The organism is Variovorax sp. CAN15, assembly GCF_030462475.1.
Classification (GTDB): Bacteria; Pseudomonadota; Gammaproteobacteria; order Burkholderiales; family Burkholderiaceae_C; genus Variovorax.
This window is the reverse complement of record NZ_JASMRZ010000049.1, coordinates 1-19017: the sequence shown is the minus strand read 5'-3', so window position 1 is coordinate 19017 and position 19017 is coordinate 1. Positions and strand designations below refer to the sequence as shown.

Below are 19017 nucleotides of genomic sequence, written 5' to 3'. Positions count from 1 at the left end.
GCACGGGCCAGCAGCGACAACGGGGTTAAAAGACGCGCAAAAAAATGGCGCCATCTGTTCGATAGCGCCAAACGCCGCTTTCAGGGGCGTTGGGGGTAAGGGGAGCGCAGGCTCAGATGTCTTCGAGCAGCGGATAGGGCAGTGGCTCGACCGTGAGCACCGGGCCGTCGGCCGCACCCGCGCGCAGGCCACCAGCCTCCAGCGCGGCGATCTGCATGGAGATCAGCGCGGACCAGCCGCCATCGGGGGCCGGCGCGGCCTGCGCCACGGTGCCGACAGGCTGTTCGGCGTCGCCGGCAGCGAACACTTCCTGCCCCACGGACACCGGCGCATCGGCCTGGACGAGATAGGTGCGCCGCTTCAGCGTGCCGCGGAACTGGCTTCGCGCGACCACTTCCTGGCCGGGATAGCAGCCCTTCTTGAAATTCACCCCTCCCACGGATTCGTAGTTGATCATCTGCGGCACGAAGGCGTCGATGATCGGCGTGGTCAGGGTCACGATGCCGCTGCGAACCTCGCTCCACTGCCAGAGGTTGTCGTCCAGGGCCGGGCCCGCGGGCGCCGCGTGGCCGGCCGGGGCGATCCACAGCGCGCGCGGAACGCCGTCGGCGGGGTAGAGCGATACGGCGCTGACTTCATCGCCGACGGCCGTGCGCTTGCCGGGCTGGGCAGCCGCATCGAGCCCGTTGGCGGTGAGCGCGGTGCCGGCCAGGCCGTAGAGGGCGACCTGCTCGGTCGCATCAGTCAGCTTGACCTTGGCGCGCAGTACGTACATGGACAGCCGCTTGAGCGTGGCGGCGAGGATGTCGCGGCTGCACACCAGCAGGATCAGCTCAGGTTGCGGCTTGATGCCGAGGAAACTCGCGATCACACGGCCCTTCGCGGTGCAAAGGGCGGCAAGGCGGGCGTCGGAGGCGCCGAGGAGGGAGAAGTCCTGTGTGAGCTGGCCGTGAAGGAAACTCGCGGCGTCCGGACCTTCGGCGCGGATCACGCCGAGATGGGAGAGGGCGGTCACCCCATTGAGAACGACAGTGGTCATCGCTGAATTATCATGGCCGGGCCTGTTCCTTCGGGGCGGCAGGGCCTCCAGCCCTGCGGTTCGCAAGGGCACCGATTTTTCGTTAACAGCCTCCTGTTTTCCTCCGTCATCCTCACATCGCATCCGTGCGCAGCTTCTTCCTCACGCTTTTCCTGCTCGCCGCCCTGGTCGCGCTCGCGCTCGGCGGCGCCGGCCTCTGGTGGGTGCACCAGCCGCTCAAGCTGCCCGCGCCCAGCGTCGACCTGTCGGTCGAACCCGGCACCACGCCGCGCGGCATTGCCCAGGCGGTGGCCGATACCGGCGTCGACGTCCAGCCTCAACTCCTCTACCTGTGGTTCCGCATTTCCGGGCAAGACCGCCAGATGCGCGCCGGCAGCTACGAGCTGGAACGCGGCGTCACGCCCAAGCTTCTGCTCAGCATCCTGGTGCGCGGCGAGGAGGCCACGCGAAGCCTTGTATTGGTGGAAGGCTGGAACTTCCGCCAGGTGCGCGCTGCGCTCGCCAAGGCCGACCAGCTCAAGCCGGAGAGCGTGGGCATCACCGACGAGGCGCTGATGGCCAAGCTGGGAAGGCCGGGCGTGCATCCTGAAGGCCGATTCTTCCCGGACACCTATACCTATTCGAAGGGCTCGACCGACATCGCCCTGCTGCAGCGCGCGATGCGCGCCATGGACAAGAAGCTCGAAGCCGCCTGGGCCGCCCGCGCCTCCGACTTGCCGCTGAAATCGGCCGATGAGGCGCTTGTTCTGGCCAGTATTGTCGAAAAGGAGACAGGAAAGGCCAACGACCGGGCGGAAATCGCAGCAGTGTTCGCCAACCGCCTGCGCATCGGCATGCCGCTGCAGACCGACCCGACCGTCATCTACGGCATGGGCACCGCCTTCGACGGCAACCTGCGCAAGAAAGACCTGCAGACCGACACGCCGTGGAACACCTACACGCGCGGCGGCCTGCCGCCCACGCCGATTTCCATGCCGGGCAAGGCGGCGCTGCTGGCTGCGGTGCAGCCGGCGCAAAGCAAATCGCTGTATTTCGTGTCGCGCGGCGACGGCACCAGCCAGTTCAGCAGCTCGCTCAACGACCACAACCGTGCGGTCAACCGCTACCAGCGCGGCGGCGGCGATTCCAGACCGAAGGCGACGACCCAATGAGTGACCAAGGCTTGTTTCTGACGCTGGAAGGCATCGACGGCGCGGGAAAGTCGAGTCATCTCGATGCGCTGGAGGCGCTGTTCAAGGCGCAGGGCCGCACGGTCGTCCGCACCCGCGAACCCGGCGGCACGCCGTTGGCTGAAACGCTGCGGGGGCTGATCCTCGAAAAGCCGATGGACCCGCTGACCGAATCGCTGCTGGTGTTCGCAGCGCGGCGCGATCACATCGCGCAGGTCGTCGAGCCCGCACTGGCACGCGGCGACGTGGTGCTGTGCGACCGTTTCACCGACGCCACCTTCGCCTACCAGGGCGCGGGGCGCGGTTTCGACGCCGCCGTGCTGTCGACCCTGGAGCAGTGGGTTCAGGCGCAGGCCGGCAGCCCAAAGCTGCTGCAGCCGCAAATCACGCTGTGGTTTGACCTGGCACCCGAGATCGCCGCGCAGCGGCTGGCCGGCGCCCGCGTGCCCGACAAGTTCGAGGCCCAGCCGGTCGAGTTCTTCCGTCGCGTGGCGCAGGGCTATGCGGACCGCGCTAGCGCCGATGCGCCGCGCTTCGTGCGCATCGACGCCAGCCAGACGCGCGAGCAGGTCTGGCAGCAGATCGAGTCCGAACTGACCGCGCGCGGCGTGCTGGCCGGAGGTCGAGCCTGATGAGCGCCGAGGCACTGTCTCCCTGGCTGCGCCGGCCGCTGACCGAGCTGCTGCGCCAGCGCGGCCACGCCTGGCTGCTGCAAGGCCCGTCCGGCATCGGCCAGTACGAACTGGCGCTGGCCCTGGCTTCCGCCTGGCTGTGCGAGCAGCCGACGGAGGAGGGCACCGCCTGCGGCAATTGCCCGAGCTGCCACGCCATCGAGGTGCGCACGCATGCCGACCTCTGCGTGCTGATGCCCGAGGTGGCGATGCAGGAGCTCGGCTGGCCGCTCGACGAAAAGGCGCAAGCGGACATCGACGACAAGAAGCGCAAGCCCAGCCGCGAGATCCGCGTCGAGGCGATGCGCGACGCGGTCGGCTTTGCCCAGCGCACCAGCGCGCGTGGACGTGGCAAGGTGGTGCTGGTGTATCCGGCGGAGCGCATGAACACTATCACCGCCAATGCGCTGCTGAAAACGCTCGAAGAGCCTGTCGGTGACGTGCGTTTCGTGCTCGCGACCGAAGCCGCCTGGCAGCTGCTGCCGACCATTCGCAGCCGCTGCCTCGGTTTCACGCTGCCCTGGCCCGAAACCGCCGAGGCGCAAGCCTGGCTGGTCGCGCTGGACGTGCCGGCGGCCGACGCGGCCGCCTTGCTGCGCGCTGCCGGCGGCCGGCCCAGCGATGCACTGCGGCTCGCGCGGGCAGGGCAGTCGCCCAAGGCCTGGGCGCTGCTGCCCAAGGCCATGGCGCGTGGCGACGTCGGCGCTCTGGCCGATCACGCGCCTGCACAGGCCGTCGGCGCTCTGCAGAAGCTCTGCCATGACCTGATGGCCGTCGGCAACGGCGCGACGCCCCGTTTCTTCGACGCCGCCGACCTGCCGGCGGCGCCGCCGCGGCTGGCGCTCGCGCGCTGGTCGAAGTCGCTTGCCAGCGCCGCGAGAACCGCGGAGCACCCGTTCAACGCGGGCCTCATGCTAGAAGCGCTTGTGAGCGAAGCGCGAACCACCCTAAACTCTGCCGCTCGTCGCCGACCATGAACCAACCTGCCGCATCCGCTGCGCCCGCAGCATCTTCCGCACCCGCCCGGCCGAGCGTCATCCAGCTCGCCATCAAGGAAAAGGGCGCGCTGTACGCGGCCTACATCCCGCTGTTCGCGGAGGGCGGCATCTTCATCCCGACCACGCGCGAATACCGCCTGGGCGACGACGTCTACGTGCTGCTGACGCTACCGGAAGATCCGCAGCGCTACCCCGTGGCCGGCAAGGTCGCCTGGATCACGCCGCCGCGCGCCGCCGGCAACCGGGCTCCGGGCGTGGGCATCCGTTTTCCTTCCGACGAGAAGTCGCGCCAGCTGAAGGCGCGCATCGAAGCGGCGCTCGGCGGCTCGATGGCCTCCGACCGCCCCACGCAAACCATCTGAGTTTTCCGCCCCGTCCTCGTGACGCGGAACTCGGTCGACGGCGCAACCTCCCATGGAGGCCCCAGAAGGGCATGCGCCGCGCACTCCATCATTTCCGATGTTCACAGACTCCCACTGCCACCTCACGTTTCCCGAATTCGCGGGCCAGATGCCGCAGATCCGCGCCGCCATGGCCGCGGCTCAGGTCGACCGGGCACTCTGCATCTGCACCAAGCTCGAGGAATTCGACGAAGTGCAGGCCCTTGCCGCCAGCTACGACAACTTCTGGGCGAGCGTGGGCGTGCACCCCGACAACGAGGACATCGCCGAGCCTTCGGTCGACGACCTGGTGCGCCTTTCTCAGAGGCCGCGTGTGGTGGCCATCGGCGAAACCGGCCTCGACTACTACCAGATGGAAGAGCGCAAGGGCGGCCGCAGCATCTCCGACATGGAGTGGCAGCGTGACCGCTTCCGCGTGCACATCCGAGCCGCCCGGCAGACCCGCAAGCCGCTGATCATCCACACCCGCGAGGCTTCGGCGGACACGCTGGCGATCCTGAAGGAAGAGGGCGAGGATGCCTCGCCTGGCGCGGCCGGCGGCGTGTTCCACTGCTTCACCGAGACCGCCGAGGTGGCCCGCGCCGCGCTCGACCTCGGTTTCTACATCTCGTTCTCCGGCATCCTGACCTTCAAGAAGGCGCAGGACCTGCGCGACGTGGCCGCCTTCGTGCCGCTGGACCGGATGCTGATCGAAACCGACAGCCCGTATCTCGCGCCGGTGCCGTACCGCGGCAAGACCAACAACCCGTCTTACGTGCCCTACGTGGCGCAGCAGATCGCGGAGCTCAGGCAGATGCCCGTAGAGGCCGTCGCCAAGGCCACGAGCGACAATTTCGAAGCATTGTTCAGGGAAGTCAAATCATGAAAAACTACTTCAAGAAATCGATTTATCTCATTGTCATTGCTGCATCTTTTGCAGCGCACGCCGGCTCATTCGAAGACTTCTTCCGTGCCGTTCGCGGCGACAACGCCAGCGGCGTCAGCAACCTGATCCAGCGCGGGTTCGACCCCAACACCCGCGACGAACACGGCCAGACGGGCCTGCTGATCGCGCTGCGCGAGCCATCGCCGAAAGTCATCAAGGTGCTGATCGAGGCGCCGCAGACCGATGTGGACATCGCCAGTCCCAAGGACGAAACCCCGCTGATGCTGGCCGCGATCAAGGGTCAGCAGGACATCGTCGCCCAGCTTCTCAAGCGCGACGCAGCCGTCAACAAGACCGGCTGGACGCCGCTGCACTACGCAGCCACCAGCGGCCAGATCGCGATCATGAAGACGCTGCTCGAGAACTTCGCCTTCATCGATGCGCAATCGCCCAACGGCACCACGCCGTTGATGATGGCCGCCATGTACGGCTCCAACGACGCCGTGAAGCTGCTGCTGGAAGAGGGCGCCGACACGACCATGAAGAACCAGCTGGGCATGACCGCCGTCGACTTCGCCAACAAGGCGAACCGCTCGGAAGCCGCCTCGATGATCGCCGCGGCAGCGAATGCAAAGGCCAGCGCGGTCAAGGCTGTTCCCAAGGACGGCAAGTGGTGAGCTTCGTCTAGGCTCAGAAGGTTTGAGCGTCGTCCGAACTGGTGTGGCATTGGATACAATGTGCAAAAGCTCGATTTAGCAGAACACAATCGGGCTTATGTCAAGCGAAATTCGCTTGAAAAAATGTAAATCTCGTTAAGACTACCAGCAAAATACGGCCTCCGATCGGAGGCCTTTTTCATGGACCCACAACTACAAAGACACCTTGACCAGATGGTGCGCCAGGCACAGCACCAGGCAGGACAGGAGCTCGTCGTGCTCTTCATCATTGGAGCGATCTCGACAGCAATCACACTGTGGCTTCTCTACTGGGTCATTCGTATAGCTGTGCGCGATGGCTTCATGGACGCGAACAGAGAAATGCGCTCGACCAGGAATACGCCGGAGCTGCGAGACGGCCTCAAGCTGACGATCTCAACTCCCGACATGCGGGCAGATTGAGGGGAGGGCGCCGCCCCGCGGCGGATCTGTGTGCACCAGCTGCGTGACCTCGAGGCCGCATCGCCAAGTCACCAGTCGCGCCAGCCGTCCGCTTCGCTACCTTCCCGCTGCGCTATGTCACGCCTGGTGCTTTTGGCGATAGCTACCCACTGAAAAATCCGACCAGCTTGGAATCCCGCAAACACCCCCGTTGACCCCACGCTTTTGCGAGGGGCGCAACGGGGGTGTTTTTTATGCGGGATTCCGGCACTGGCCGGATTTTTCTTGTTGCACGAGCAACCCACTCCCCCCCGCCCCTCGCCCTGCGAGGGGAGCGAGGAAGCGACTGCTGAAGGTATTCCCTTCAACAGCCCAACTTCCAGGAGTCCACATGTCCGCTACTCAGATCTCGTTCGCATCCTTCGCCGCAGCGCAACTCGCGCCGGCGACCACCCCCAGCCAGGCCCAGCTCGAGCTGGTGACGCCACCGACCTTCGGAGGCGCATTCACACCATGCCGCCATCCATACGCTCATGAATGCGCAGGCGACGTTACGGGCGACTTCTTCATGGATTGGCAGATGGCAGGAAACCTCGACGCACCAGACAACCTGCCGCGCGGCTCTCACATCGCGTGGAAATCCTACGACAAGTCGATCCTGGCCGACGGCTTCACCTTCCGCCAGGAGTACTGAGCCATGGCCACGAAGACCCGCAAGACGCCGGCAACACCGGCGACCACCACACCGGCAGCGCCTGCGCTGCAATTCATCTCGCTCGAGAACATCCGCGCGGAGGACCAGGTCCGCACGTTCTTCGACGAAGCAACGCTGCAGGAGCTGGCCGAGAGCATGAAGCAGCAGGGCATGATGCAGCCCGTCCTGTTGCGCCCAGATCCGGACAAGATGGGCAGCTTCATCATCATCGCCGGCGAGCGACGCGTACGCGCAGCACACCTGGCAGGCCTTACCGCCGTGCCCGCCCTCATCGGCGAGATCGACGCGGCCAAGGCGGCCGAAATGCAGCTCGTGGAAAACATCCAGCGCGAAGACCTGAGCGTGCAGGATCTCGCGGCCAACGTAAAGAAGCTCTACGACAAGCACCAGGCGCTGAAACCCATCGCGGCGCTGACGGGCAAATCGCTGCCATGGGTGTCGAAGCACCTAGCAGCGGCCACGAAGCTGAGCTGGCGCGCGCGCATGCTGCTGGACAGCGGCAAGACGGAAGACCTCGACCTGGTGCTAACGATCTCGCAGATCGAAACGCTCGCGTGGGGCAGACCGCAACAGCAGCTGCTCGACGCCATCGAAACCGGCAAGGCCGGCCGCACGGAAGCACGCGCGCTACTGGCCGAAATCAAGGAGAAGATCGCAGCCGAGAAAAAGGCCTCCGCGAAAAAGAAAGCGAAAGCCAAGAACGCACCAGTCACAGAGCAAAAGACACCGAGCTGGACGGCAAGTCATGGCTTTGACGATCTGATCGACGAACTCAAGCCCAGCGAGAACGTCGATCTCGACGCAGTCATCGGAAAGCTGACCGCTGAACAACAACAGGTCATGTGCGAATACGTAGTAGAGGCATGGCAGTCAGGCCACCAGCTCGTGACGGCAACTAAGCTCGACGCCATGCGCCGAATCGCGCGATGGATAGACAACTACCCGAGCACCGAAGACACCGCCGCCTACATCCTCGGTGCCAACAACATCGACCTGACGCTCCGAGATCTCGCCATCGAGATCCGCGCGACCATAGTGTGAGTTTCGCGTGCGAAAAAACGAAGCCGCCCGAGGGCGGAGCCGCCCGAGGGCGGCTTTTTCACTTCAACGTGCAGGGAGCTCGAACGACCATGGCGAGCCAGGCCGGACACGCGGCTGACTGCCCAGATCTGGCGGCACCGCGGTTGCGACCGTCGTAGCGGCACCGGGCGACTTAGGGCCCCCGTCGATCAGGATCGGAGCGACAGCCCCAGGAAGGGCCGTTTCCGGGCCTTGGCGGGCGATACGCGGCTGATCGTAGGCCTTGCGCTCACCTTCAGCCGCAAAAGCGTAGAACGCGCCATGCTTGACCAGGCCATCGCACATGGCCTGGTCGACCGGATAGGGCGTCGCATCTTGCGTGTAGCACTTGCAACCCTTCGACGGCATCGAGACACACGCGGCCGGCACCGGCACACGCTTCGGCTCCGTCAGCTTGTCGTACGCCGGCGCCGAATGCATCAAGCCAGGCACACGTGGCTTGTAGCTGGCGATGTACTCGGTTGGCGTCATCACGTGATCGCGTGCAGCAGCTGCCGCACCAGGCGCTCCAGGTCCGGCCTGGCCAGGCTGGCCAGCCTGCACCACGGTGGACTTGTGGGTGCGATCCCAGAGCAGCTTCGCGGCCATGAAGAACATGCCGAGCGCCAGCGGCACACCGACGGCGACCATCCAGAACTGGCGCGGGATCTTGCGCTTACCGGTGTGCAGCTCGGCGCTGTCGTACCAGACGAACACATCCTTCGGCTGACTGCGCATGTCGACCTGGCCAGACTTGCCCGAGCCATCTTTCTCGCACTGGTTGTTGACCGCCGACCACTGGATCACGCTGGTCACGTTGGACGCACCGAACGCCCGCTTGAGATGCTGGTGCCAGCCAGGCGACCCGACCAGCTTCGTCACGAAGCTGTCGATGTTGCTCGGATGCTGGGTAAGCAGGAAGAAGTCCATGCCACGAGCTCGATGCTCGGCCAGGCGGCTGACGTACTGCGGAACTGCAGATCCATTCGGACGCTTGGGCAGGTAGTTATGGCATTCATCGGCCAGGAAGATCGTGCCATCGGCCTGCGCCCACCAGTCCTTGAACTGGCAGGTCTTCCAGCCGAACTCCTCCATGATCGCTGGCTTGATCTTCACGTACTGCCTGGTCGGATCGGTATCGTCACCGACGATGACGCAGACCGGCCGCAGCTCGGCGAGCTGCTTCTCGCGCACATCCTTGAGCGTGAAGAGGGACTTGCAGGAGCCATTGGCCCCAGTGCGGAGATACAGCATCAGAACCGCCCAACAGTGTTGGCCAACCCGATACCGCCAAGGCCAGCCATAACAACCAGATATCGAATGACCGTACTGTCGTCATCAGCATCGATCGCACGATTCGCACCAGCCCAACTGACGAACGCCAGCGCCAAACACACCAACGACAAAGCGAGATCAGTCACTTCAACACCCAGCGCTTGACGCTGTCACTGGTAATGCCCGTGACGACAGCACGCGCCACGATGGCGCTGGTGATGATGCTGATGCAGACACCGACCTTCATGTAGGAGAGGAGGGCGATGTAATCACCGCCCATGCCCTGAAGCGCAGAGACGGCCTGCGACTTCAACCAGGCGAGACTGGCATTGGTGCCGGTGTACGTGACGACACCGATGCCGAGTCGCAGCAGCACCTGGCCGGCGACACTGCCGGAGACCCAGAGAAGACCGCGCAACAACAGCGCGAGGATGAGTGGCATGGTTACCCCCTTGTGACGATACGAGCCGCCAACAGGAGCGAGACGGCCACCAGGATCTGACCCAACACAGCGAGCGGGTCACACAGGACGTTGAAGGGCAGGGCGACGCTGTAGCCGCGCACCACGACCGTCTTGTTGAGATTGCAACCGCCACCGCCGAGTGCATCGGACTGGTCGAAGTTGCCGGGGCCGACACTTACGGACCCATTGTTGGGATTGCCCTCCATGGCGTTGCCGGTCTTCTGGCCTTCGGCAACAACCCACGTCGACGGCTCCATGTCGGTACGGAAGGTCTCGCAATTGCGCTTGTACTGTTCAAGCGCCATCGCGTTCAACACAGGATCCTCACCCTTGGCCTGAAAGCCAGCCTCGCACGTACCACTGAACCCAGCACCACCATCAGAACCTCCACCGCCCGTGGTGGCACACACCTTATTGCCCGGGTCCTTGTTGCACGTCTCCCCGATGGACTCTTTCTTCTCATCGATCTTCGTGCCGACGATGGTGCCCGCGCTATCGCGTGTCGTCGTTGTTGTCGTCGTCGTGCACACACCACCATCGCACTTGATCTCTTTCTTGGTGTCAGTCGACGTGCCGTCGGGGTTCTTGACGGTGCTGGTCTCCGTGCCTTCGATGGTGCCATTGGGATCGCTGTACGCGCACACGATCTGCCCGTTGACACCCTTCACCAGCCCATAGGGGCACTGATCGTTCTTGCCCTCGGATTCCTGCGTGGTGCCCTCGGGAGCGTCGCTAGGCACTGGCACGCCAGTACCAACACAGGTCTCGCCGGTAACACGGCCGAGGCCCTTCGTGACCCACTCCTTGGTGTCTGGATCAAGCGCCGACGTCTTACTGCCGTCATCAACGAAACGCACCTGGCAACCGAACGAATCGGGCAAGCCACCCGTATCGCCCTCGATGGGCGAATTGACGTTGTTAATTTCGGTCTGGCAGCCGCCAGCCTGGTTCTTACCAGCGGACTGAAAGTTGTAGCGCTTGCCAATGTTGCCCTCACACGCCTTCTCCCACCGCGACTTAGAGGGCACGCAACTCGTGTGCGTCGAATCCTCTTCATAGTTCGCGTTGCATGAGCACTGATTCAACGAAGAAACAAGCGTGCTGTTAGCGGGACAGCTACCACCAGCACTCTTGTAAAGACCAGCCTGCATCGGACCGATAGACCCGTTATTGGCATAGACGGTGCACTTGAAGTCACCCCAAATACTCGCGGGCGATGCGGCCGCACCGACAGCACCAGAACCAAAGGTCCACGACGGTATGGAAGCCTTTTGCGCGTTGACGTACGCATCGCAAGCAGCTTGCGCAGACGCGAAGCCAGACCCTTGCTTGCCGGAATCACCGTACTGCGCGGCGTTGAAAGACCAGGAGTCCGATACCGGAATCAGCGCATGCACCGACACCGAGAAAACCGCCAGCACGGCGGCCAGGATCAGGCGGAGAAGATGAGCCACAAGGCCCCCAGGATTGCGATGATGACGAAGAGGCCCATGTGTCGTTGCCCTGTGCGAAGCAGTCAACGCGACCGCTTTGAACAAGGCACCTGGCGCGTCCACCAGGTGCGCTCAGCGGGGGATCAGCTCAGAGCTGCGCGCACCCACTTGAAGGCCTTCACCGCGCCGTAGATCAGCAGCACGGCCACGCCGATCAGACCGATCGGAGCGGCCTGTGCGCCGATGTCGGTGACCACAGCCGCCACGTCGATGGCGGCGGCATTCGCACCGCCCACGAGGGTCAGAGCACCAGCGGCAACGAGGCCGCGAACGATGTTTGCGTTCATGTCGAAATTTCCTTTACTCAGGTTGGTTTCCATCGGAAGTACTGAGCGTCTTCAGGACCATGCGGATGGCCCAGCCAACGACCCAGACCGCGCTGATGGCGAGCGCGATTTGTGCCCCCTCTTCAGTGCTGAGCTGAAGCGGAGGAAGAGAGAGTTCGTGCACCACGGTGACGGTGCACGCGGATGCGCATTCGATGACAGTGGGATCAGCCATCAGAAGTACGCCTTGACGAAAGCCACCGCCGCGACGGCAGCGAGCGCGCCGAGCTTCCAGACAAAACTACGGCCGAACGTGCGGACAAGCCAGCGGATCACTTGCCGCCTCGCGCCTCATGCTCTGCATACGCAGCGGACTGCCCCTCGCCAGTCAACTGCATCTGCTGCGCGTGCGCACGAGCCTCAGCAAGCCGATCCAACGAAGACGACCCGCCACCGCCGCCACCCCTGCCAGACGACGCCGACGAACCGATTTCAAGCAGCTCTCGAAGCACTCGGAATGCGCTGATCGCACCCCAAATGCCGAGGCAAGCGACGCCGACGAGAGACACGGCCTGCGCGTTCTCAAGCAAGGCAGTACCGAGAGCAGACACATCAATTGCAGCCATGGTTTTCCTCGGATCAGCGAGAAGCCGAGTGGATTGAAGGCACCTTCGAGTGATCGCGACGGCGCACGCGCTCAATGCGATCACGCTTGGCAGCGCGTTCGCCGTCGACCCAGATGAGCCCGACAACAACCATCGCCAGCAAGAAGCCAGCGACGGCGAAGGCGAGGGCGGCGGCGGGGGAGGGCATCACTCGATCTCGTCGAGCGTCAGATCCACCGGCGTCACCATCGTGGTTTCACCGGTTTCCTTGTCGGTCGTACGGAAGGCCTTGCGCGTATAGCCGCCGAGCTTGCACAGCTTCTCGATTTCGTCACCCGTCGCGCCGAGGGACTGCTTACTGCGGATCTCAACCACCTGCGGACGGCTATACGCATCCGGCGCCGGCGTGAGCACACGCGTGTAGTGCGTGCCATCGTGACGACGACGAGCATCGATACGGCCCTTGACCAGGACCTCCATCGGTTTCGCACGCGAAAATTGCATGCCGGCGGGTTGAACAACTGCGTTCATGTGCTTTCACTCCTACGCCGCGAGGCGCATCAAATCCCGGCTGACGTGGTACTCGGGGCGGTTCCGAGCCGGTTGATTGCAGAACCGCCTGTCGCCCCTCATGGGCGTGAAGTCATGGATTAAGGAATCGTTCGCCACCAGGACGATGTCGCTGCCGCGCCAGCTCACGCCAACCTCTTCGAGCAGCTTGCGATTGCGGTAGAAGGTCGGCTTCGTGTAACGCTCCTTCGCCTTGTCGTCGCCGCGCGTGGCCATCGTTTGCCAGAAGGCATGCAGCACGTGGGCGAGCTTTTGCGGGTAGCGAGACTGGAGGCGCTGCCACACGGCCTCTTCGGTGCGTACGGTGTCCATGCCTTGTTTTCCTTCGCGAAGGATTCGTTCGATTTCGCTGTCGTGAATGCGCTGCAGGTACTCATCCCCGATCTCGGCGGCGGTGGGGTTCCGTCCGAAGTCGTACTGCAATTTGTCGGAGTGGATCTCGACCTCGACGCGCAGGCGTCGATCAGCGAGACGTTGAAGAGCGCGCAGCTTGCGTTCGACGCGCTCGGGGTTCTTCTCGTCGGTGCCGTGCAAGTGATCGAAGAGGGTGCGGAAAAAGCGGCGCAGCCTGGCGTAGTCGTGCACCTTGAACTCGGAGCCCTTGTGATAGAACTTCACGGTCGTGGTCTTGCCCGGGAAGTAAATGCTCATCGCGCACTTCATCGCCTTCGCACCACGGCGCGGAAAGCTCATGAGCTGCATCGAATCGAAAAACTGTTTGATGCCGGCAGGGGAGAGCACGAAGACGTTCGCCACGTCAACGCGGTGCACCGTCCAGTTGTCTGCAGCTGGCAAATCCGTGTCCAGCAGCTTCTCGATGAGCGCGACCAGATAGCGCGCGGCCTCCAGGAAGTTGGTCGGCCCGCCATAGACGTTGTGACCAAGCAGCACCTTGTGCACGCTGGCCTCGATAAGCAAGTAAGGCTCGCAGGGCTGCAGCCGAACGCGGCCGTTCTTGTCAGCCACGTGCTCCTCATGCATCGGCTTGATCCCGATGCGGGCATCCCAGCTCCCGAGCAGCTCGCCGGCGTGCAGTTCGTACAGGATCTCGCCAGTACCGAGATGCATGCCCGAACGCAGGATGCATTGCTGCTCGATCCGGCGCATGACGGACAGGTCCATGAACGGGGAGCGGAGCTTGATGGTGTCGTAGGCCATCAGTCGCCACCAACCCGATAGAACGCCACCTGTTCGCACGTGACGGTGAACCCACGAGCGCGAAGCCCATCCTGCGCAGCACGGGCAGCTTTCACGCCATGACACACAACGCGATACACCTGCGGCTCGACATCGTCGCCATCGATGCGACGGCCGGTCCATGAAATAACGTAGCAAGTCGACGCGCCCGAACCCGTATAGAGGAAAAAAGGCAGGACACCGTTCGTCATGCCTGCACCCCGCGCCCGATAACGGCGCTTTTCTCGTGCATGAGACTGTCAGGCGGTGCTACCACGCCCGCCTGACAAAAATTCGGGAGCGGGTTCACGGCCGACAGCGCCGGCTCGCGAGTCGCTCCGCTCCGCGCGGCCGGCTCGTCCGGCCGGCTGACGCCCCATCCGATCAAGTCGGCGGCCAGGATGCGCACTCGATGCTCATCCTCGAAAAGCTCACGGTCGAATTGAGCACTGTGGCGGGGGTGCTCCAGACGCGCCAAGACGCCGTACCACATGCGCAGGAAGTACTGGGCTTGCTTACTCATTGCTGCTTGACCGGCTGCTGAGCTGGAGGGCGACGGCCGAGGAACATGGCGACCATGCCGACACCGGATTGGCCGGCACGCGCGCGCGCCGGAAGCGACTGTTGTCGCCGTGCTGGTAACAGCTGTTCCCTCCGAGCCATAATGTCCCTCAGTCCGTGTACGTTCACAGATATTGATACGTGCCGGGAATGTACATCAATTCTTGTACGTGAGTAAAGACATGCAACATCTCGAAGAACTAAACCTGCTAATCGACAAGGCAGCAAAGGCAGCGGGCAGCGACAACAAACTGGCGATCGCGCTGGGAGTAACCCGCCAACGCATCAGCAACTGGCGGCACGCTCACCAGGCATGCACGCCGGCAGACCAAGCACTGATGGCCCACATAGCCGGACTCGACCCGGTGCAAGTGCTGGCACGCGCGACAGTCGAGGCTTACGAGGGAAAGCCCAAGGGGGACGCGCTCATGAAAGCGCTGGGAAAAGCTTTGCTAGTGACTGGCGCGGCTATCGGTTCCGCTGGAGCAGCGGCACACCAGATTTTTTCGATGGTCCCGGGAGCTACTGACCTGGTCGGAATGCTGGCGCATTGGACACAATGTGCATTATGTTAAATATTGATAACAGATGATTTGCTCTTGATCAGAGCGTGGCGTCAGGAGCCAATGCTGCCCATGGGATCGAGTTGAATGCATCGGTCAGCTCCAGCCGTTCTTTGAGGGAAACGACCTCCCCGGTCAGCAGGTTGCGGAACGAGCGTCCACCGAGTCCTTCCGGCAGGCGGATCGTCGTGCCGTTCCATTTCGTCGGCTCCGGCAGCATCGGCGTTGCAGCATCGCCGGAAAAGGACGCGAACAGGCGGGCCGCCAGAACCAGCACCGTTTGGTCGGCATGCCGCCGGGCGAACGCGACCACGTGCCCCGCCAGCGGGCCCTCGACCTCCAGCGGCTCGTAGCTGCCTTCGTCAAACAGCAGCGGCTGTACCCGGCGCAAGGACAGCAGGCGCCAGATGAACCAGAGCTTCGCCCGTCCATCGTGCGGAGACTCGGCCATCGCGCAAACCCGCCGGGCGAGCCCATCCTCGCCGGCCATCCCGTCCAGTTCCTCGAGCAGCCGCTGGCGCAGCGCATAGTCCACCGGCCGCCGGTTGTCCGGATCCACGAGGCTCAGCGCGATCAGTTCGCTGCCTTGGTAGAGATCCGGCACGCCCGGCGAGGCGTACTTCAGCAACGTCAACGTGAGGCTGTTCCATGCACCGATCGTCGCGAGCCGGTCCGACAGCAGCCGGATGTCGCGCAGGCACTCGCCCTCCTCCCCGTTTTCAGCCGGAGCCAGGATTTCCTGCACGAAGTGCTCCAGCGCGGCTTCGTAGTCTTCGTCCGGCTGGGTCCAGCGTGTGCGCAGCTTGGCTTCGCGCGCGGCCTTGCGCATGTACTGGCAGATGCGCTGCGTGTACTCCGGCAGCGCATCCGCATCGAGCCCGCCCGGCGGCAAGGTGCCCAGCAGCGTCTGGTAAAACAGGTATTCGTCGGCGCGCGACGGGGCCTCGCCGCCCGGCAGATTCGCGCGCGTGCCGCGGCACTTGCCGTGCCAGCGCGCCAGCGCACGCATCCAGTCGTCGGGAATTTCCGAGAGCACGTCGATCCGGTTGCGCACGTCCTCCGAGCGCTTGTTGTCGTGTGTCGATGTCGCCAGCATGGTGTGCGGCCAGCGCAGCGCGCGGTCGGCGGAAAGCGCGTGGAACTGCCCGATCTCGATGCCGAAGAGATCCGGCTCTCCGCCTACCTCATTGAGCGAGCTCAGCGGAAAGTAGCGGTAGAACGCCGTGTCTTCCACACCCTTGGCCGCCACCGGCGCGCTGAACTGCTGGAAGCGCATCGCGAAGCGGCGCACCCGTTCAGCCAGCGCGGGGGATGCTCCGGCGGACGCCTCGCCGCGCAGTGCGCCGCGCAGAAAGCCGAACACCGACAGGTCGGCATCCCCACTGCGCCGCGCGGCTTCGGCCACTGCCTCGTCGATGAAGCGACCGTCCTGGGCGGACGGCTCGTCGACGATGTACGTGCGGTAGACGGTCATGCAGGCGCATACACCCGTCAGCGCGCGGCGAAGCGCGTTGAGCGTGTAGTCGCGCGTGCCCCGGTCGGCCCGGGCGATCCGCAGCAGCACGCCGGACAGCACGTTGAGCTCCGACGACAGCGCATTGCGCATCACCTCCCGCCGCCCGTCGCGGCAGATCGAGGCGAAGTCTTCCACCACGCCGGTGAAGCGCTGCCAGGCATGCAGCACGCGATCCCTGCCGGCGGTGTCGACCAGCACGCCGTTGGCCACGTTCGCGAACCGGTAGCCGGTGGTGCCGTGCACATGCCAGCTGTCGGGCACGTCCTCGTGCGCCGCCGCGATCTTCTCGGCCACCACGTAGAGCGGCCGCGCGGGCCGGCCTTGGGCGTCGTGCGTCGGCAGCACCAGTCCGGCGCGGCGCGCATAGCCTTCCTGGAGCTTGCGGAAATAGCCCGCCGGGTCGTAGAGCCCGTCCGGATGATCGATCCGCAGTCCGTCCACCACGCCCGAAGCCGCCAGGTCGAGAGCGAACGACTGAGTCGCCTCGAACACCTCGCCGCGCTCCATGCGCACGCCCGCCAGATCGTTGATGTCGAAGAAGCGCCGGTAGTTGATCTCGTCGGCCGCCACCCGCCAGTGCGCGAGCCTGTAGGCCTGTGCCTCGATCAGCCGATGCAGCGCGTCGCGAGCTTCCGCCGAGGCCAGGTTGAACTCCGCCGTCGCGGCCGCAAGCGCATGGGCCACCGACGGTTGGCTCTGCACCAGATCCGCGAGGCGCGCCTTGCACAGTTCCTTGTCGCGAACTCGCTCGGCCTGCTCATGCGGCGATGCCAGGTCACGCCCAGGAAGGCGTCCGAAGGCTGTAGACAGGCTCGCAAGCCGATGCGACGCATCGGCATCGCCGAGCCGCTCGAGCGCCCGCTCCAGCACCACCGGATAAGTCTCGGGCGCCAGCGGAAAACGATGCTCGAAGTAGCGAATGGCGAAGCTGCCGGCCGCTGCCTCGAAGCACAGAACCAGCTCTCCGCCATCCAGCGTCTCGCCGTAGTGCCCACCCAGCACCGGCAGCAGCACCTTGCCGGCCAGCTCGGGGTTCAGCGGCTGCCAGTCGATGTCGAAGTGCTGCGCGAAGAGCGAGGCAGGGCCGTTTTCCAGCACGTCCATCCACCATGCGTTGTCGGCGCCGAACACTCCCATGTGGTTGGGCACCATGTCCAGCAACTGGCCGAGGCCGTTGGCCTTGAGCGCATCGACGAAGCGCGCGAAGCCTTCCACGCCGCCCAGCTCGGGGTTGATCTCCGTATGCGCGACCACGTCGTAGCCGTGCATGCTGCCCGGGCGGGCACGCTGTATCGGCGAGCAGTAGACATGGCTCACGCCCAGCTTCGCGAGGTACGGCAGCACGCGGATCGCGTCGTCGAAGCCGAAGTCCTTGTGGAACTGCAGCCTGTAGGTGGCGCGTGGAATGCGCGCCTGCAGGCCGGCGGGCGTTTCGCCTTGCACCTGCCGCGGCCGCGCTTCGCGCAGCAACCGGGCCAGCCCGTGCATGCGATCGCCCTGCACCAGCGCCGCGACAGGCTGCGCCAGCTTGCGGCGCCAGTTGGGATGCTCGTCGACCGTGCCCGGCATATTGGCCTGCTCGATGGTGCCGGCCACGTCCTCCAGTTGCACCATCATCAGCGCCGACGGCGTGCTGGCCAGGAAGGCATGCGCCGCCTCCACCACCCGTTCCGAAGGTGCCGCGAGACCGGCCGCCTCCGCCATCTCCTCGCGCGACAGCAGGCCTTCCTGCTGCATCGAGTGCATCAACTCGACGCGCTCGCGCACGCGGTCCGCCAGTTGCCTGTCGAAGACCGCTGGATCGGGGAACAGGCCCAGCGCCAGCCGCTCGCGCAGATCGGCGGCCGTCCACCAGCCCGCGAAGGTGGCCAGATCGTGCGTACTGATCGCGACCAGCGCCGCCGGCGGGTACTCGGCGGGCGCCTTGAAGCCGCCGCCGTGCCGCTGCTCGAAGTAGAGAAGCCGGTACGAGAGCACGTCGGCCCGCGAGAGGCCGTTGCGCACCGCGTCCTCGACCGTGCCGAGATCCTCGCCAACCACCATGCAGCGCTGCCGGTGGCTTTCGATGGCGACGATGGCGAGCATTTCATCCAGAGGGTAGTAGACGTAGGCGCCCTCTCCCGCGCCGCACCCCGGCGGAATCCAGAACAGCCGCATCAGTCCCATCGCGTGGTCGATGCGCAGGGCGCCCGCGCCGCGCATGCTGGCGCGCAGCGTCTCGATGAAGAAACGATAGCCGTCGGCGCGCAGGCTGGCTGGCCGCAACGGCGGCAGACCCCAGCGCTGGCCGGCCGGGTTGAACTCGTCCGGCGGCGCACCGATGCTGGCGTTTTCGGCGAAGCCTTCCTGGAAAGACCAGGCATCGGAGCCCGCTCGATCGACCGAGACGGCCAGGTCCGTGTAGAGACCCACGCCCATTCCGAGCGCGCGGCAGCGTGCTGCGACGCGTGAGAACTGCCGGTCGGCCACCCACTGCAGGTACTGGTGAAAGCGCACCCGCCCCGCGTGCACCCGC

The 19017-nt window shown here is 64.7% G+C and carries 24 protein-coding genes; 10 read left to right on the top strand and 14 right to left on the bottom strand.

Annotation, left to right across the window (positions count from 1 at the left end):
- Window positions 1–112 precede the first annotated feature (112 nt).
- Window positions 113–1039, bottom strand: coding sequence for a folate-binding protein YgfZ (locus tag QMO14_RS23215; protein ID WP_301510049.1), 927 nt, complete (start codon window positions 1037–1039; stop codon window positions 113–115).
- A 125-nt stretch (window positions 1040–1164) separates the two neighbouring features.
- Between QMO14_RS23215 and mltG the strand changes: the two genes are divergently transcribed.
- The 9 genes from mltG to QMO14_RS23170 all read left to right on the top strand — a co-directional run bounded on the left by mltG (window position 1165) and on the right by QMO14_RS23170 (window position 7996).
- The gene (gene mltG, locus QMO14_RS23210) at window positions 1165–2190 is read left to right on the top strand and encodes an endolytic transglycosylase MltG (protein ID WP_301510048.1); all 1026 of its coding nucleotides are present in this window, start codon (window positions 1165–1167) and stop codon (window positions 2188–2190) included.
- Window positions 2187–2840 (top strand): dTMP kinase, encoded by a 654-nt coding sequence (gene tmk / locus QMO14_RS23205; RefSeq protein ID WP_301510046.1) that lies wholly within the window; start codon window positions 2187–2189, stop codon window positions 2838–2840. The genes mltG and tmk overlap by 4 nt, the downstream gene beginning before the upstream one ends.
- Window positions 2840–3856, top strand: coding sequence for a DNA polymerase III subunit delta' (locus QMO14_RS23200; RefSeq protein WP_301510044.1), 1017 nt, complete (start codon window positions 2840–2842; stop codon window positions 3854–3856). The genes tmk and QMO14_RS23200 overlap by 1 nt, the downstream gene beginning before the upstream one ends.
- Window positions 3853–4239 (top strand): PilZ domain-containing protein, encoded by a 387-nt coding sequence (locus QMO14_RS23195; RefSeq protein WP_301510041.1) that lies wholly within the window; start codon window positions 3853–3855, stop codon window positions 4237–4239. The genes QMO14_RS23200 and QMO14_RS23195 overlap by 4 nt, the downstream gene beginning before the upstream one ends.
- A gap of 97 nt (window positions 4240–4336) precedes the next feature.
- On the top strand, window positions 4337–5143 hold the full coding sequence (locus tag QMO14_RS23190; RefSeq protein ID WP_301510040.1) for a TatD family hydrolase: 807 nt from the start codon (window positions 4337–4339) through the stop codon (window positions 5141–5143).
- Entirely contained in the window at window positions 5140–5820 is a 681-nt protein-coding gene (locus QMO14_RS23185) for an ankyrin repeat domain-containing protein (RefSeq protein ID WP_301510037.1), read from the top strand. The genes QMO14_RS23190 and QMO14_RS23185 overlap by 4 nt, the downstream gene beginning before the upstream one ends.
- Window positions 5821–6000: 180 nt before the next feature.
- Complete coding sequence (locus tag QMO14_RS23180) at window positions 6001–6261, top strand: hypothetical protein (protein WP_301510035.1); 261 nt, start codon at window positions 6001–6003, stop codon at window positions 6259–6261.
- 370 nt (window positions 6262–6631) lie between these two features.
- Window positions 6632–6934: a hypothetical protein gene (locus QMO14_RS23175; RefSeq protein WP_301510033.1), complete on the top strand. Its 303-nt coding sequence runs from the start codon at window positions 6632–6634 to the stop codon at window positions 6932–6934.
- A gap of 3 nt (window positions 6935–6937) precedes the next feature.
- Window positions 6938–7996, top strand: coding sequence for a ParB/RepB/Spo0J family partition protein (locus QMO14_RS23170; RefSeq protein WP_301510031.1), 1059 nt, complete (start codon window positions 6938–6940; stop codon window positions 7994–7996).
- A 63-nt stretch (window positions 7997–8059) separates the two neighbouring features.
- Here QMO14_RS23170 and QMO14_RS23165 read toward each other — a convergent pair whose 3' ends face one another.
- From QMO14_RS23165 to QMO14_RS23110, 12 genes are all read right to left on the bottom strand, one after another.
- On the bottom strand, window positions 8060–9268 hold the full coding sequence (locus QMO14_RS23165; RefSeq protein ID WP_301510029.1) for a zonular occludens toxin domain-containing protein: 1209 nt from the start codon (window positions 9266–9268) through the stop codon (window positions 8060–8062).
- A complete protein-coding gene (locus QMO14_RS23160) occupies window positions 9268–9435 on the bottom strand; it encodes a hypothetical protein (RefSeq protein ID WP_301510027.1) in 168 nt (55 codons plus the stop codon). The genes QMO14_RS23165 and QMO14_RS23160 overlap by 1 nt, the downstream gene beginning before the upstream one ends.
- A complete protein-coding gene (locus QMO14_RS23155; protein WP_301510026.1) occupies window positions 9432–9731 on the bottom strand; it encodes a DUF2523 domain-containing protein in 300 nt (99 codons plus the stop codon). Before QMO14_RS23155 ends, QMO14_RS23160 begins: the two co-directional genes overlap by 4 nt.
- A 2-nt stretch (window positions 9732–9733) precedes the next feature.
- Window positions 9734–11206 carry a hypothetical protein gene (locus tag QMO14_RS23150; protein WP_301510024.1) on the bottom strand — a complete coding sequence of 491 codons (1473 nt, stop codon included), beginning with the start codon at window positions 11204–11206 and terminating at the stop codon, window positions 9734–9736.
- A 122-nt stretch (window positions 11207–11328) separates the two neighbouring features.
- Entirely contained in the window at window positions 11329–11532 is a 204-nt protein-coding gene (locus QMO14_RS23145) for a major capsid protein (protein ID WP_301510023.1), read from the bottom strand.
- Between the two features lie 13 nt (window positions 11533–11545).
- Entirely contained in the window at window positions 11546–11746 is a 201-nt protein-coding gene (locus tag QMO14_RS23140) for a hypothetical protein (RefSeq protein ID WP_301510022.1), read from the bottom strand.
- Between the two features lie 97 nt (window positions 11747–11843).
- Complete coding sequence (locus tag QMO14_RS23135; protein ID WP_301510021.1) at window positions 11844–12137, bottom strand: major capsid protein; 294 nt, start codon at window positions 12135–12137, stop codon at window positions 11844–11846.
- Between the two features lie 13 nt (window positions 12138–12150).
- The gene (locus QMO14_RS23130; RefSeq protein ID WP_301510019.1) at window positions 12151–12324 is read right to left on the bottom strand and encodes a hypothetical protein; all 174 of its coding nucleotides are present in this window, start codon (window positions 12322–12324) and stop codon (window positions 12151–12153) included.
- Window positions 12324–12647 carry a single-stranded DNA-binding protein gene (locus tag QMO14_RS23125; RefSeq protein WP_301510018.1) on the bottom strand — a complete coding sequence of 108 codons (324 nt, stop codon included), beginning with the start codon at window positions 12645–12647 and terminating at the stop codon, window positions 12324–12326. The genes QMO14_RS23130 and QMO14_RS23125 overlap by 1 nt, the downstream gene beginning before the upstream one ends.
- Before the next feature lie 12 nt (window positions 12648–12659).
- The gene (locus QMO14_RS23120) at window positions 12660–13844 is read right to left on the bottom strand and encodes a phage/plasmid replication protein, II/X family (RefSeq protein WP_301510016.1); all 1185 of its coding nucleotides are present in this window, start codon (window positions 13842–13844) and stop codon (window positions 12660–12662) included.
- On the bottom strand, window positions 13844–14074 hold the full coding sequence (locus tag QMO14_RS23115) for a hypothetical protein (protein WP_301510014.1): 231 nt from the start codon (window positions 14072–14074) through the stop codon (window positions 13844–13846). Before QMO14_RS23115 ends, QMO14_RS23120 begins: the two co-directional genes overlap by 1 nt.
- A complete protein-coding gene (locus QMO14_RS23110; protein WP_301510012.1) occupies window positions 14071–14385 on the bottom strand; it encodes a hypothetical protein in 315 nt (104 codons plus the stop codon). The genes QMO14_RS23115 and QMO14_RS23110 overlap by 4 nt, the downstream gene beginning before the upstream one ends.
- 220 nt (window positions 14386–14605) lie before the next feature.
- Here QMO14_RS23110 and QMO14_RS23105 point away from each other — a divergent pair, with 220 nt between their 5' ends.
- Window positions 14606–14998 (top strand): hypothetical protein, encoded by a 393-nt coding sequence (locus QMO14_RS23105; protein ID WP_301510010.1) that lies wholly within the window; start codon window positions 14606–14608, stop codon window positions 14996–14998.
- A 28-nt stretch (window positions 14999–15026) separates the two neighbouring features.
- Here QMO14_RS23105 and treY read toward each other — a convergent pair.
- Window positions 15027–19017 (bottom strand): malto-oligosyltrehalose synthase (gene treY / locus QMO14_RS23100; protein WP_301510008.1); only part of this gene is annotated, 3991 nt, incomplete at its 5' end.